Source organism: Micromonospora sp. CMU55-4 (genome assembly GCF_011602315.1).
GTDB lineage: Bacteria > Actinomycetota > Actinomycetes > Mycobacteriales > Micromonosporaceae > Micromonospora > Micromonospora chalcea.
Map to the genome: position 1 here is coordinate 188,166 of NZ_JAAOLH010000011.1, position 14,062 is coordinate 202,227.

The 14,062-nt window shown below is 72.8% G+C and carries 15 protein-coding genes; 13 read left to right on the forward strand and 2 right to left on the reverse strand.

The window, feature by feature from the left end:
• Positions 1-19 precede the first annotated feature (19 nt).
• The 11 genes from HA073_RS20295 to HA073_RS20345 all read left to right on the forward strand — a co-directional run bounded on the left by HA073_RS20295 (position 20) and on the right by HA073_RS20345 (position 9,407).
• Complete coding sequence (locus tag HA073_RS20295) at positions 20-1,501, forward strand: 2-hydroxymuconic semialdehyde dehydrogenase (RefSeq protein ID WP_166457075.1); 1,482 nt, start codon at positions 20-22, stop codon at positions 1,499-1,501.
• 56 nt (positions 1,502-1,557) lie between these two features.
• On the forward strand, positions 1,558-2,355 hold the full coding sequence (locus HA073_RS20300; protein WP_043328913.1) for a 2-keto-4-pentenoate hydratase: 798 nt from the start codon (positions 1,558-1,560) through the stop codon (positions 2,353-2,355).
• Positions 2,352-3,287, forward strand: a complete 936-nt coding sequence (locus tag HA073_RS20305; protein ID WP_043328915.1) for an acetaldehyde dehydrogenase (acetylating) — start codon at positions 2,352-2,354, stop codon at positions 3,285-3,287. The genes HA073_RS20300 and HA073_RS20305 overlap by 4 nt, the downstream gene beginning before the upstream one ends.
• The gene (gene dmpG / locus HA073_RS20310; RefSeq protein ID WP_166457057.1) at positions 3,284-4,339 is read left to right on the forward strand and encodes a 4-hydroxy-2-oxovalerate aldolase; all 1,056 of its coding nucleotides are present in this window, start codon (positions 3,284-3,286) and stop codon (positions 4,337-4,339) included. The genes HA073_RS20305 and dmpG overlap by 4 nt, the downstream gene beginning before the upstream one ends.
• Positions 4,336-5,109: a 2-keto-4-pentenoate hydratase gene (locus HA073_RS20315; RefSeq protein WP_166457058.1), complete on the forward strand. Its 774-nt coding sequence runs from the start codon at positions 4,336-4,338 to the stop codon at positions 5,107-5,109. The genes dmpG and HA073_RS20315 overlap by 4 nt, the downstream gene beginning before the upstream one ends.
• On the forward strand, positions 5,106-5,531 hold the full coding sequence (locus tag HA073_RS20320) for a RidA family protein (RefSeq protein WP_043328920.1): 426 nt from the start codon (positions 5,106-5,108) through the stop codon (positions 5,529-5,531). The genes HA073_RS20315 and HA073_RS20320 overlap by 4 nt, the downstream gene beginning before the upstream one ends.
• On the forward strand, positions 5,524-6,048 hold the full coding sequence (locus HA073_RS20325) for a 3-hydroxyanthranilate 3,4-dioxygenase (RefSeq protein ID WP_030502185.1): 525 nt from the start codon (positions 5,524-5,526) through the stop codon (positions 6,046-6,048). The genes HA073_RS20320 and HA073_RS20325 overlap by 8 nt, the downstream gene beginning before the upstream one ends.
• A gap of 5 nt (positions 6,049-6,053) precedes the next feature.
• Positions 6,054-7,055, forward strand: coding sequence for an amidohydrolase family protein (locus HA073_RS20330; RefSeq protein ID WP_176722732.1), 1,002 nt, complete (start codon positions 6,054-6,056; stop codon positions 7,053-7,055).
• 117 nt (positions 7,056-7,172) lie between these two features.
• Positions 7,173-8,645, forward strand: a complete 1,473-nt coding sequence (locus HA073_RS20335) for an amidase (RefSeq protein WP_166457059.1) — start codon at positions 7,173-7,175, stop codon at positions 8,643-8,645.
• Between the two features lie 74 nt (positions 8,646-8,719).
• Positions 8,720-9,007 (forward strand): hypothetical protein, encoded by a 288-nt coding sequence (locus HA073_RS20340; protein WP_043328923.1) that lies wholly within the window; start codon positions 8,720-8,722, stop codon positions 9,005-9,007.
• Entirely contained in the window at positions 8,994-9,407 is a 414-nt protein-coding gene (locus tag HA073_RS20345) for a DUF5130 family protein (protein ID WP_030502180.1), read from the forward strand. The genes HA073_RS20340 and HA073_RS20345 overlap by 14 nt, the downstream gene beginning before the upstream one ends.
• 61 nt (positions 9,408-9,468) lie before the next feature.
• Here the strand turns inward: HA073_RS20345 and HA073_RS20350 are convergent, their stop codons facing one another.
• Both HA073_RS20350 and pepN read right to left on the reverse strand, forming a co-directional pair.
• Positions 9,469-10,032: a Uma2 family endonuclease gene (locus HA073_RS20350; RefSeq protein ID WP_166457060.1), complete on the reverse strand. Its 564-nt coding sequence runs from the start codon at positions 10,030-10,032 to the stop codon at positions 9,469-9,471.
• A gap of 87 nt (positions 10,033-10,119) precedes the next feature.
• Positions 10,120-12,666, reverse strand: a complete 2,547-nt coding sequence (gene pepN, locus HA073_RS20355) for an aminopeptidase N (RefSeq protein ID WP_166457061.1) — start codon at positions 12,664-12,666, stop codon at positions 10,120-10,122.
• A gap of 229 nt (positions 12,667-12,895) precedes the next feature.
• Here pepN and HA073_RS20360 point away from each other — a divergent pair, with 229 nt between their 5' ends.
• A complete protein-coding gene (locus HA073_RS20360) occupies positions 12,896-13,519 on the forward strand; it encodes a DSBA oxidoreductase (RefSeq protein ID WP_043328926.1) in 624 nt (207 codons plus the stop codon).
• Between the two features lie 179 nt (positions 13,520-13,698).
• On the forward strand, positions 13,699-14,028 hold the full coding sequence (locus HA073_RS20365) for a hypothetical protein (RefSeq protein WP_064448642.1): 330 nt from the start codon (positions 13,699-13,701) through the stop codon (positions 14,026-14,028).
• The last annotated feature ends 34 nt before the right edge of the window (positions 14,029-14,062 follow it).

Below are 14,062 nucleotides of genomic sequence, written 5' to 3' on the forward strand. Positions count from 1 at the left end.
GCTCTGGGATCCCCGGCTGATGGCCGGGCACGCGCCGGACGGCCCCGGCCTGCTGCGCAACTTCGTCGGCGGCGAGTTCGTCGACGTCGGCGCCCGGTTCACCAAGCGCAGCCCGGTCACCGGCGAGCCGGTGTTCGAGGTGGTCGAGGCGTCCCAGTCCACGGTGGACGACGCGGTGGCCGCCGCCCGGGCGGCGCTGCGCGGCCCGTGGGGCCGGATGGGGGAGCGGGAACGCGCCGAGGTGCTGCGCCGGGTCGCCGACGAGCTGGAGCGGCGCTTCGACGACCTGGTTGCCGCCGAGGTGGCGGACACCGGCAAGGCCATCTCGCAGGCCCGGACGCTCGACATCCCGCGCGGCGCGGCCAACTTCCGCGCGTTCGCCGAGATCGTCGCGACCGCGCCCACCGAGTCGTTCACCACTGTCACCCCGACCGGTGGCCGGGCGCTGAACTACGCGGTCCGCAAGCCGGTCGGCGTGGTCGCGGTGATCGTGCCGTGGAACCTGCCGCTGCTGCTGCTCACCTGGAAGGTCGCGCCGGCCCTGGCCTGCGGCAACGCCGTGGTGGTCAAGCCCAGCGAGGAGACCCCGGCCTCGGCCACGCTGCTGGCCGAGGTGATGGCCGCGGCGGGCGTGCCGGACGGCGTGTTCAACCTGGTGCACGGCTTCGGCCCGGGCTCGGCCGGCGAGCACCTGACCCGCCACCCGGGTGTGGACGCGATCACGTTCACCGGCGAGTCGGCCACCGGCAGCGCGATCATGCGCGCCGCCGCCGACGGGGTGAAGGCGGTCAGCTTCGAGCTTGGCGGCAAGAACGCCGGCCTGGTGTTCGCCGACGCCGACCTGGACGCGGCGGTGGCCGGCTCGGTGCGGTCCAGTTTCACAAACGGCGGCCAGGTGTGCCTGTGTACCGAGCGCATCTACGTGCAGCGGCCGGTGTTCGAGGAGTTCACCGCGCGGCTGGCCAAGCGTGCCGACGGGCTGGCGTACGGCTGGCCGGACGACGAGGCGACGGCGAACATGCCGCTGATCTCGCACGGGCACCGGGACAAGGTGCTCGGCCACTACGCGCTGGCGCGCACCGAGGGCGCCGAGGTCCGCGCGGGCGGCGGCACGCCGCGCTTCGGCGACGGCCGCGACGGCGGGGCGTACGTGCAGCCGACAGTGCTCACCGGCCTCGGCGCGGACGCCCGCACCAACCAGGAGGAGATCTTCGGCCCGGTGGTGCACGTCGCGCCGTTCGACGACGAGGACGAGGCGTTCGCGCTGGCCAACGGTACCGACTACGGCCTGGCCGCGACGGTGTGGACGCGGGACGTGGGCCGGGCGCACCGGGCCGGCGCCCGGCTCGACGCCGGCATCGTCTGGGTGAACACCTGGTTCCTGCGCGACCTGCGCACCCCGTTCGGCGGGGTGAAGGCGTCGGGTGTCGGCCGCGAGGGCGGCGTGCACTCGCTCGACTTCTATTCCGAACTGACAAACGTCTGTGTGGATCTGTCATGAGCGCGCGTGGTGGGCAGAATGGCCGGAATCCCCAGCGACGTAAGCGAGGAACCGCCATGACCGTGGACATCGAGGCCGCCAACCGGGAACTCGCGGTGGCCCGGCAGGAGGGCAAACCCTGCCCGCCGCTGCGCGGCCGGCTGCTGCCCGAGGGCGACGTCGAGGCCGCGTACCAGGTGCAGCAGGTCTACACCCGGCAACGGCTGGGCAAGGGGCACCGCCGCGTCGGCGCGAAGATCGGCCTGACGTCGCGGACCGTGCAGGAGAGCTTCGGCGTCTTCCAGCCCGACTTCGGGGTGCTCTTCGACGACATGGCCGTCGGCGACGGCGTCGAGGTGCCGATCGACCGGCTGCTCCAGCCGCGGGTGGAGGCGGAGATCGCCTTCGTGCTCGGCGCGGACCTGCCGGACGAGCGGGTCACCACTGTCGACCTGATCCGGGCGGTGGACCACGTGCTGCCGGCCATCGAGATCGTCGACTCGCGGGTCGCCGACTGGGACATCTCCATCGTGGACACGGTGGCGGACAACGCCTCCAGCGGGCTGTTCGTGCTCGGCACCGCGCCCCGGCGGCTCGCCGACGTGGACCTGCGGTTGTGCGGCATGGTGCTGGAGCACGCCGGTGAGCCGGTCTCGGTCGGCGCGGGCGCGGCCTGCCTCGGCAACCCGCTGCACGCGCTGCAGTGGCTGGCCGCGACCATGGCCCGGGCGGGCGACCCGCTCAAGGCCGGTGACGTGGTGCTCTCCGGCGCACTCGGCCCGATGGTGCCGGTCACGCCCGGCGCCGCGTACGAGGCGCGCATCTCCGGGCTCGGTTCGGTGCGTACCTGTTTCTCGACGGAGGGAACGTCATGACTGTCGGAGTGGCGGTGCTCGGGTCGGGCAACATCGGCACCGACCTGATGATCAAGGTGCTGCGGCTCAGTGAGAGCCTGCGCATGGTGGCGATGGCCGGCATCGACCCGGCCTCGGACGGTCTGGCCCGGGCCCGCCGGCTCGGCGTGACCACCACCGCCGAGGGCGTCGACGGCCTGGTCGCGCTGCCCGAGTTCGCCGACGTCCAGCTCGTCTTCGACGCCACCTCGGCCGGCGCGCACAAGCGGCACGACGAGGTGCTGCGGGCACACGGGCGCACGGTCGTCGACCTGACCCCGGCCGCGATCGGCCCGTACGTGGTGCCGCCGGTGAACCTCGACGAGCACCTGGCCGAGCCCAACGTCAACATGGTGACCTGCGGCGGGCAGGCGACGGTGCCGATCGTGCACGCGGTCGGCCGGGTCACCCCGGTCGCGTACGGCGAGATCGTCGCCTCGATCGCCTCGAAGTCGGCCGGTCCGGGCACCCGGGCCAACATCGACGAGTTCACCGAGACCACCGCCCGGGCGATCGAGGTGGTCGGCGGCGCCGAGCGCGGCAAGGCCATCATCGTGCTGAACCCGGCCGACCCGCCGCTGCTGATGCGCGACACGGTCTACTGCCTGTGCCCGGACGCCGACGCCGACCGGGTGAAGATCGCCGCCTCGGTGGCCGACATGGTGGCCGCCGTGCAGGAGTACGTGCCCGGCTACCGGCTCAAGCAGGACGTGCAGTTCGACGCCGTCGACACGTACGCGCCGGTGCTCGGCCGGCACTTCACCGGCCTGCAGGTGTCGGTGTTCCTGGAGGTCTCCGGCGCCGGGCACTACCTGCCCGCGTACGCCGGGAACCTCGACATCATGACGTCGGCCGCGCTGCGCACCGCGGAGCGGCTGGTGGCGCTGCGTTCCCCGGAGGGGGCACCCCGATGACCGACCTCTACATCCAGGACGTGACGCTGCGCGACGGCATGCACGCCATCGGGCACCGCTACACGGTCGACCAGGTGCGTACCATCGCGGCCGCGCTCGACGCGGCCGGTGTGGCCGCTGTCGAGGTGGCGCACGGCGACGGCCTGGCCGGCTCCAGCGTCAACTACGGGCACGGCGCCGCCGCCGACGCGGACTGGATCGCCGCCGCGGCCGAGGTGCTGACCACCGCGCGGCTGACCACGCTGCTGCTGCCGGGCATCGGCACCATCGCCGACCTGAAGGCGGCGAAGGCGCTCGGCGTGACGAGCGTCCGGATCGCCACGCACTGCACCGAGGCGGACATCTCCGCCCAGCACATCGCCTGGGCCCGCGAGAACGACATGGACGTCTCCGGGTTCCTGATGATGTCGCACCTCAACGACCCGGCCGGGCTGGCCGCGCAGGCCAAGCTGATGGAGTCGTACGGCGCGCACTGCGTCTATGTCACCGACTCCGGCGGGCGGCTGCTGATGTCGGACGTGGCGCAGCGCGTCGACGCGTACCGGCAGGTGCTGGAGCCGGAGACGCAGATCGGCATCCACGCGCACCACAACCTGTCCCTGGGTGTGGCGAACAGCGTGCTGGCGGTCGAGCACGGCCGGATCCTCGGCGACGGCCCGCTGGGTTCGCCGTCCGGGCGGACCGTCCGGGTGGACGCGTCGCTGGCCGGCATGGGCGCGGGCGCGGGCAACGCGCCGCTGGAGGTCTTCGTCGCGGTCGCCGAGCTGCACGGCTGGAAGCACGGCTGTGACGTGTTCGCGCTGATGGACGCCGCCGACGACCTCGTCCGCCCGTTGCAGGACCGGCCGGTCCAGGTGGACCGGGAGACGCTCTCCCTGGGGTACGCGGGCGTCTACTCCAGCTTCCTGCGGCACGCCGAGCGGGCCTCGGCCAAGTACGGCGTGGACGTCCGCTCGATCCTGGTCGAGCTGGGCCGTCGCCGGATGGTCGGCGGCCAGGAGGACATGATCGTGGACGTGGCACTGGACCTGGCGAGCAAGGAGACCTCATGATCGGGCCGGACATCGCCGGCGTCGCGGAGAAGCTGGGCGCGGCGGCCGACACCGCCACCGCGATCCCGCAGCTCGCCGCCGAGACCGGCCTCGACGTCGACGCCGCGTACGCGGTGCAGACCGCGCTGGTGAAGCGCCGCCTCGACCGGGGCGAGCGGCTGGTTGGCCTGAAGATGGGCCTCACCAGCAAGGCGAAGATGGCGCAGGTCGGCGTGGACGAGGTGATCTGGGGCCGGCTGACCGACGTGATGCGGGTGCCCGACGGCGGCGCCGTCGACGTCGGTGACTTCATCCACCCGCGCGTCGAGCCGGAGGTGGCGTTCCTGCTGGACCGGCTGCCCGACCCGGGCGAACCGGTCGGCTCGTTCACCCGGGCGGTACGCGCTGTCGCCCCGGCGATCGAGCTGATCGACTCCCGGTACGCGAACTTCACCTTCTCCCTGCCGGACGTGGTCGCCGACAACACCTCGGCCGCCGCGTTCGTGGTCGGCCCGTGGGCGCCGGTGCCGGACGGGCTGGACAACCTCGGCGTGCTGCTGGAGATCGACGGGCGGGTGGCGCAGGTCGGCTCGACCGCGGCCATCCTCGGCGACCCGCGCCGCGCGCTGGACGAGGGCCTGCGGCTGGCCGGCCGGCACGGCGTCCGGCTGCGCAAGGGCTGGGTGTTCCTGGCCGGCGCGGCCACCGCCGCGGTGCCGCTGCGCCCCGGGGCGCACGTCCGCGCCACTGTGGAGAAGCTCGGTTCCGCCTCCCTGAAGGCTCTCCCATGACCGCCCGCGTGGTCGCCGGGAAGGCCGTGCCGCGGGGCGCGTTCCCGCACGTCAAGGTGGCCGGCGGATTCGTCTACGTGTCCGGTACGTCGTCGCGCCGACCGGACAACACGTTCGCCGGGGTGTCGGTGGACGATCTCGGCACCACCGACCTGGACATCCGGGAGCAGACCCGGGCCGTGATCGAGAACATCCGGGACCTGCTGCGCTCGGTCGGCGCCGACCTCGGCGACCTGGTGCAGGTCACCAGCTACCTGGTCAACATGAACGACTTCGGTGGCTACAACCAGGTGTGGGCCGAGTTCTTCGACGCCACCGGCCCGACCCGGACCACAGTCGCCGTGCACCAGCTTCCGCACCCGCATCTGCTGATCGAGATGCAGGCCGTCGCCCTTCTTCCGTCGGGAGGTTCCCATGAGTGAGATCGCCGAGCCGTTCAGCTTCTCCGGCTGGATCGGCGACAACCAGCACCTGCTCAAGCCCCCGGTGGGCAACAAGGAGATGCTGCCCGGCAGCGACGACTTCATCGTCATGGTGGTGGGCGGCCCGAACCAGCGCACGGACTTCCACGTCGACCCGTACGAGGAGTTCTTCTACCAGGTCAAGGGCAACATGCACGTCAACCTGATGCTGCCCGAGGGGCCGCGTACGGTGCACGTGCGCGAGGGCCAGATGTGGATGCTGCCGCGCAACACCCCGCACTCGCCGCAGCGTCCCGAGGCCGGCTCGATCGGCATGGTGATCGAGCGGGTCCGCGAGGAGGGCACGCTGGAGAAGTTCCAGTGGTACTGCGCCGAGTGCCACCACAAGGTGCACGAGGTGGAGTTGCAGGTCCGCGACATCGCCGCCGACCTGCCCCCGGTCTTCGCCGCGTTCTACGCCGACGAGAAGGCCCGCACCTGCGACAACTGCGGCGCGCTGCACCCGGGCAAGGGCTGACGCCGGTGTCGATGCCGGTCGTGGACGTGCACACGCACGTCGTACCGAAGGGGTGGCCGGACCTCGCCGCGGCGTGCGGCGGGTCCGGCTGGCCCTGGCTGCGGGTGGACTCCGAGCGCGCCGCCATGATCATGGTGGGGGAGACGGAGTTCCGCCCGATCGGCGCGCAGTGCTGGGACGCGCCGACCCGGCTCGCCGACATGGCCGCCGACGGCGTGGACGTGCAGGTCGTCTCGCCCACCCCGGTCTTCTTCAGCTACGACCGTCCGGCCGACCAGGCGGTCAAGGTGGCCCGGATCTTCAACGACCTCACGCTGGAGGTCACCGCGGCCGGCGGCGACCGGCTGGTGCCGTTCTGCCAGGTGCCGTTGCAGGACGCGGACGCGGCCTGCGCCGAGCTGGACCGCTGCCTGGCGGCCGGGCACGCCGGGGTGGAGATCGGCAACCACGTCGGCGACCGGGACCTGGACGACGCGGGCATCGTGCAGTTCCTCACCCACTGCGCCGAGGTCGGCGCGCCGGTCTTCGTGCACCCGTGGGACATGCCCGGCGGCCCCCGCCTGGACCGGTGGATGGCCCGGTGGCTGACCGGGATGCCGGCCGAGACGCACCTGTCGGTGCTGGCGCTGATCCTCGGCGGCGTGTTCGACCGGGTGCCGGAGACGCTGCGGATCTGCTTCGCGCACGGTGGCGGCAGCTTCCCGTTCTGGCTGGGCCGCGCCGACAACGCCTGGCACCGCCGCGGCGACCTGGTACGCGGCGCGTCGAGCGCGCCGCCCAGCTCGTACGTGGACCGGTTCCACGTCGACTCGGTGGTCTTCGAGCCGGCCGCGCTGCGGCTGCTCGTGGACACCATGGGCGCCGAGCGGGTGCTGCTCGGCAGCGACTACCCGTACCCGCTGGGGGAGCGGCCGGTGGGCCAGGTGGTGCACCGGGCGGACTTCCTCACCGACGATCAGCGGGCCGCGCTGCTCGGCGGCAACGCGCTGCGGTTCCTCGGCCGCTGAGACCGGCGCGGGTGCGTCCGTCGTCGCCCTAGAGTCGACGGACGCACCCGGCGCTGCGCAGGACCCGCCGGACGTGTCGCCCGGCCTCCCGGCCGCCGGACCGGCAGGATGGACGGCATGGCCGAGCCGCACGACCTGACCGCGCTGGAACAGGCCGCCGCGGTCCGCCGGGGCGAGCTGTCCAGCCTGGAACTGGTCGAGCACCACCTGCGCCGGGTCGAGGCGCTCGGCGACACCGTCGGCGCGTTCGTCACCGTCACCGCCGAACACGCGCGGGCGGCGGCCCGGGCGGCCGACGCGGTCCCGGCGGCGGACCGGCATCCCCTGCACGGCGTGCCGACCGCGATCAAGGACCTGACCCTCACCGCCGGGGTACGCACCACCTTCGGCTCGGCCGCCTTCGCCGACTTCGTCCCGCCGGTCGACGCCGACGTGGTCCGCCTCATGACCGACGCCGGCCTGGTCAGCGTCGGCAAGACCACCACCTCCGAGCTGGGCTGCTCGCTGTACTCCGAGGGGCTGGTGGCGCCGCCGGCCCGCAACCCGTGGGACCTCGCGGGCACAGCCGGCGGGTCCAGCGGCGGGGCGGCCGCAGCGGTGGCCGCCGGACTGGTGCCGGTGGCCCAGGGCTCCGACGGCGGCGGCTCGCTGCGCATCCCGGCCGCGCTCTGCGGCCTGATCGGCTACAAACCCAGCCGGGGCATGGTCTCCGGCGGGCCACTCGGCTTCGGCGGCTTCGGGCTGCCGGTGAACGGGCCGATCGGCCGCACCGTCGCCGACGTGGCCGCGCTGCTCGACGTGCTGGCGCGACCCGTGCCCGGCGAGCCGTACCTGCCGCCGGCCGCGCCCGCCGGCGGCTACCTCGGCGTCGCCCGCTCCGCCCGCGCCACCGGCCCCGGCCGGCTGCGCGTCGGCCGCTTCACCACGCCGATGCTCGCCGACGAGCCGGTCCACCCCGACTGCGTCGACGCCGTCGACCGGGCCGCCGCGCTGCTCACCGACGCCGGGCACGAGGTGGTCGACGTCCCCGCGCCGCTCGGCCCCGAGGCGTGGCCGCTGTTCGAGACCCTCTGGTATGCGCTGGCGGTCACACCGGTCCCGCCCGACCGGGAAGGCGAGCTGCTGCCGCTGACCCGGTACCTGCGGGAGCGCGGCGCGGCCCTCGGCGTCCCCACGCTGATGGCCGCGCTCGGCGAGCTGCAGGCGCAGGTACGCCTCGGCGTACGCCGTACCGCCGGTTGTGACCTGCTGCTCTGCCCGACGCTCGCGGCCCCGCGGATGCCGGTCGGCGCGCTCGCCGCCCTCGAACCGGCAGAGGATTTCGACAGGCAGCGGCGCTTCTCGCCGTACTGCGCGGTCTTCAACGTCACCGGCGATCCGTCCGTTTCCCTGCCGGTCGGACGCACCCCCGACGGCCTGCCGGTCGGGGTGCTGCTCAGCGGCCGGTACGGCGACGACGCGACATTGGTCGCCACTGCCGCGCAGCTTGAGCACTCGAGTGGCGGATGGGATCAGCACCCCGCAATCTGGCTGGCCACCGACTCCGCTAACGTGAACATCACAAGTGAGGTGCGGCGCGGCCGGTCCTGACCGGTCACCCGACCCGAATCATTCCTGGTCTCTCTTTCCGCCTGGGGGCGTTGGGATTGTCTGTTACCGAGACGTTGGTGGTCTTCGTCGGCATCCCGGCCGCCGCGGTGCTGCTGATCGCCGGCCTGGCGGCCGTCGGGGGCAGCCGTGGCAACGGTGGCGGCGCCAAGCGCTACCGGCCGGGCCGGCCCTTCGACTTCACTCCGGTCTGGTTCCTGAGCCGTCCGGAGCAGCTGGCCGACTCGGCCGGCACGGCGCTGTCCGCCGGAGCGCAGGCGCCGGCGTTGACCAGCCGCAAGCAGGAGCAGGCCGGCCGGGAGGCGCCGGCCGGTGGAACCGGAGGCGCAAGTGACCGTTGGTGAAGCGCGGCCCACGACGGGGACGGACACTCCGCCCGACGTGCTGGACGGACCGTTCTCGACCCGTCAGCTGCTCCGCATCGACGAGGCGCTGCGCCTCGCCGACCAGGGCACCGGCCTGGTCTTCTCGGTCTACGTCGGCGGGCTGGACGAGCCGATCCGGGAGCACGCCGAGCGGCTGCACCGCCAGCTCGCCGAGCCCGACCGCTCGGTGCTGATCGCGGTGTCGCCCAACCAGCGGCAGCTGGAGGTCGTCACCGGCCGGTACGCGCGCAAGCGCATCCCGGACACGTACGCGAAGCTGGCCGCGCTCTCCATGGTGGCCGCCTTCGGTGGCGGCGACCTGGCCGGCGGCATCATCCAGGGCCTCGACCAGCTCGCCAGCCACGCCGGCAAGGGCTGACCCGCCCCGCACACGACGAAGCCCGGCCCGCGCACCGCGCGGGCCGGGCTTTCTCGTCGTCTCAGCGGGGCCAGGCAGAAGGATCCAGGCGCATGGGCCACGGCTCGTCGAGCTGGGCGGCGTCATCCGGCCCGACCGTACCCATCAGGTTGTAGTGGACACCCTTGACCAGTTGGTAGCGGTAGATCACCGGGCCGAAGTCGCCTCGCTCCACCCGCCAGTAGTGCGGGATGCCGGCCTCGGCATAGAGCGGAGGCTTGATCAGCCGGTCATACCGGCGGCTGCTGGATGACTCGATCTCGACGACGAGCGCGACATCCGAGGGGTGCGTCCACAAGCCGTCCGGGGGAGCGCTCGGCCTCAGCACGGAGATGTCCGGAATGAGATTGGCGACAGGTGCCCGGAGTCCGGCCTCCCGAATGACCCACCAACCGGTCGGCGCAGTGGCCTGGAGCGCCGATCGGATCTCGTCGGCCAGAAGTTGGTGCCCGTACCCGGGGGGTGGGGTCACGTGCAGGCTCCCGTCGATGATCTCGTAGCGGCTTCCGTCCTCGGGGAGGTCGGACAGGTCCTGCTCCTGCCACGGCCGCTCCGGCGGGCGCCACTCGTGGGTCGGTTGTGCCATCACGTCCACCTCCTCCGCACACGATAACGGCCGGGGGTCGGCACGGGCTCCCACCCACGCCGGCCCCCGGCCGCCGCGCCCCTGATTTCAGGCGCTGCGGGCGTCCCGCTCGCGGGCCCTCAGCGCGCGGACCACACCGTCGCGACCCTCCGCCACCAGCCGCCGCAGCGACGCCGGCCGCCCGTCCTGGGCCAGCCACTCGTCGGTGGCCGCGACCGTGTCCTCCTCGACCAGGTGCGCCGGGTAGGCGAGCTGGACGAACTCCTGCGCCGGCTCGCTGTCACGCTGCGCCCACACCTGGTCCACGGTGGCGAAGTACCTCTCCCGGTACGGCGCGGTCAGCTCGACCTGCGCCGCGTGGGTGAAGCCCTGCAGCAGCGCCCGGTTGCGCCAGTTGGGCAGCGCGTCCGGGCCGGTGAGCAGCGCCCACACCGCCGCCTTGTTCTCCTCGGTCGGCACCAGCGCGTACGCGTACGCGGCCTCCCGCTCGCCGCTGGCGGTACGGTCGGCGGCCAGTTCCGCGTCCACGTCGGCGGCACCGGCCGCGCCGTTGGCCACGAGCGACTGCAGCACGGTCCAGCGCAGCTCGGTGTCGACGGTCAGCCCCTCCGGCACCCCGTTGCCGTCCAGCCAGCCGCGCAGCGTCGCCAGGTCCTCCCCGGAACGGGCCGACGAGGCGTACGCGCGGGCCCAGGCGAGCTGGAAACCGCTGCCCGGCTCGGCGGCGGCCAGCGCGGTCCGGGCGGTACGGGCCAGGTCCGCCCAGCCGGTCGGCGCCCACTCCGGGTCGGCGTAGAAGGTGAGCGCGGTGTTCGCCTGCCGCAGCGTGGCCGTGACCAGGTTGATGTCCGTCTCGGCGGTCAGCCCGGCCAGCACCAGCGCCACGTAGTCGCGGGCCGACAGCTCGGCATCACGGGTCATGTCCCAGGCGGCCGTCCAGCACAGCGCCCGGGCCAGCGACGAGTCGAAGCCGGCGATGTGCTGCACCACGGTGGCCATCGACCGCTCGTCCAGCCGCAGCTTGGCGTACGTGAGGTCCTCGTCGTTGAGCAGCAGCACGTCCGCGGCGGGCTTGCCGTGCAGCTCGGACAGCTCGGTCAGCTCGCCGGTCACGTCCGTCTCGATCAGCTCCCGGCGCACCAGCCGGCCGTCGGTCAGGTCGTACAGGCCCACGCCGATGCGGTGCGTACGCAGCGTCGGGTACCCCGACGGCGCCTCCTGCCGGACCACCACCCGCTCGTACGTGCCGTCGGCGCCGATGGTCACCTCCGGGCGCAACGTGTTGACCTGCGCGGTCTCCAGCCACTGGGCGGCGAACTTGCGCAGCTCCCGGCCCGAGGCCGTCTCCAGCTCGGACAGCAGGTCGTCGAAGGTGGCGTTGCCCCACGCGTACTTGCCGAAGTAGGCGCGCAGGCCGGCCAGGAACGGCTCCTCGCCCACGTACGCGACGAGCTGCTTGAGCACGCTCGCGCCCTTGGCGTACGTGATGCCGTCGAAGTTGACCTCGACCGCCTCCAGGTCCGGCATCTCGCAGTAGACCGGGTGGGTGGAGGAGAGCTGGTCCTGCCGGTAACCCCAGTTCTTGCGGATCGACAGGAACGTGGTCCAGGCGTCGGTGAACCGGGTGGCGTGCGTGTTGCACCAGTGGCTGGCCCACTCGGCGAACGACTCGTTCAGCCACAGGTCGTTCCACCAGCGCATGGTGACCAGGTCACCGAACCACATGTGCGCCAGCTCGTGCAGGATCGTGTTGGCGCGCTGCTCGTACTCGAAGTCGGTGACCTGCGAGCGGAAGATGTAGTGCGACTCGGCGTGCGTGACGCAGCCGAAGTTCTCCATCGCGCCGGCGTTGAAGTCCGGCACCCAGAGCTGGTCGTACTTGGGCAGCGGGTAACGCACGCCGAACTTCTCCTGGAAGAAGTCGAAGCCCTGCGTGGTGATCAGGTGCAGGTCGTCGGCGTCCATGTGCGGGGCCATGCTGGCCCGGCAGAAGTAGCCCATGTCGATGCCGTCGTGGCTGCGGCGCACCTCGTGGTACGGCCCGGCGCAGAGCGCGGTGATGTAGGTGCTCATCCGCTCCGAGAGCGCGAAGTGCACGGTCTTCAGCCCCTCACCGGCCGCCTCCTCGCGGGCCACCGGCATGTTCGACACGACCCGCCAGTGGTCCGGCACCGTGGCGTGCCAGGTGTAGACGCTCTTCAGGTCGGGCTGGTCGAAGCAGGCGTAGACCTTCTGCGCGTCGGCGGTCTCGAACTGGCTGTACAGGTAGGTCTCGCCGTCCACCGGGTCGACGGTGCGGTGCAGGCCCTGCCCGCTGTTCGAGTAGCCGAAGTCGGCGTCGACCACGAGCACGTTCTCGGCGGCCAGGCCGGTCAGCGTGAGGCCCTTCTCGGCGGACCAGCCGGACAGGTCGACCGGCTCGCCGTTGAGCGTGGCGGAACGCACCGACTCGGCGGCCGCCTCGATGAAGGTGGTGGCCCCCGGCTCGGCGCAGCGGAACCGGACCTCGGTCACCGAGCGGAACGTGCGACCGGTGGGCTGCACCGCGGTCGACAGGTCAAGGCTGATGTCGTACCCGGTCACCTCGAGCAGGCGGGCCCGCTCGGTCGCCTCGACCTGGGTCAGGTTGCGCACTCCCGGCACTGTTCGTCTCCATCCCACTCGTCTCGCCGCGCCCCGCGGCACCGGTCTTTCCCGGCCCGCTCGTGACGGCCCGCTGAGAACCGAGTCTTCCATGCACGGACCGCTCCCGGTGGTCGAGGTCACGCTCTCATTCCGGTACCGGTCGATACGGCCGTGGGTGGAGGATCGGGAGTGACCGCGCCGGATCCCCGGCGCGACGTTGTCGTGAAGGGATGACACCGTGACCGAACGTGTCACCGCGGACATGTGGTTCGACCCGCTGTGCCCGTGGGCCTGGATCACCTCCCGCTGGCTGCTCGAGGTCGAGCAGGTCCGGGACGTGGACATCCGGTTCCATGTGATGAGCCTGTCCGTGCTCAACGAGGGCCGGGACCTGCCGGAGGAGTACCAGGACCTGATGGTCAAGGGCTGGGGTCCGGTGCGGGTGTGCATCGCCGTCGAGCAGGCGCACGGCGCCGAGACGCTGGCGAAGCTCTACACCGCGATGGGCACCCGGATCCACCTCGGCAAGGAGGAACTGGGCCGCGACATGCTGGTCGGCGCGCTCACCGACGTCGGTCTGGACCCGGCGCTCGCCGACGCCGCCGAGTCCACCCAGTACGACGACGCGCTGCGGGCCAGCCACGAGGCGGGCATGCGGCCGGTCGGCACCGAGGTGGGCACGCCGGTGATCCACGCGCCGGGCCCGGACGGCGGGCAGGTCGCCTTCTTCGGCCCGGTGATCACCCCGGCGCCCAAGGGCGAGGCGGCCGGCCGGCTCTGGGACGGTGTGCTGCTGGTCTCCGCCACCCCCGGGTTCTACGAGCTGAAGCGCACCCGCGAGCAGGGCCCCATCTTCGACTGAGGGGTAAGGAAGGGCCCCTTCTTAACGCCTCCGGTAGCGGAAGGGCCCCTTGTTAACACCCGCAGCGCCCCGAGCCCCGCACCCGCCCGTCACCGGGCCGGTGCGGGGCTCGTTTCACCGGATGTCCCAGCCGACGGCCCACGCGGGGCCGCACCACGGCAGCTCCTGGAGGCGTTCCCATGGCTAAGCACCGCCGCATGTCCGACGACGCGCCGCAGCCGGCGACCGAGGACTCCGGTGCGACGTACTGGTCGGTGACCGAGAGCGCCTGGCCGGCCGGCCCGGCCGAGGTGGCCGACCTGCTGGCCCCGCCGATCGTGGTCGGCGTGGCCCGGGTGGTGGCCACGTCGCGGATGACGCCGCCGGCCGAGACCGTCCGGCCCGGGCGGGCGCCGTCGCGTACCGGCGCCGCCGCGGGCGCGACGACGGTACGCCTCAACGCCGGCTCCCGCCCCGCCGCCCCGGCTCGCCGTCCGGTTCCGGGCCGGCACCGTAACCCCACCGCCTGAGCCGCCCTCCCGGTGTTAAGAAGGGGCCCTTCCT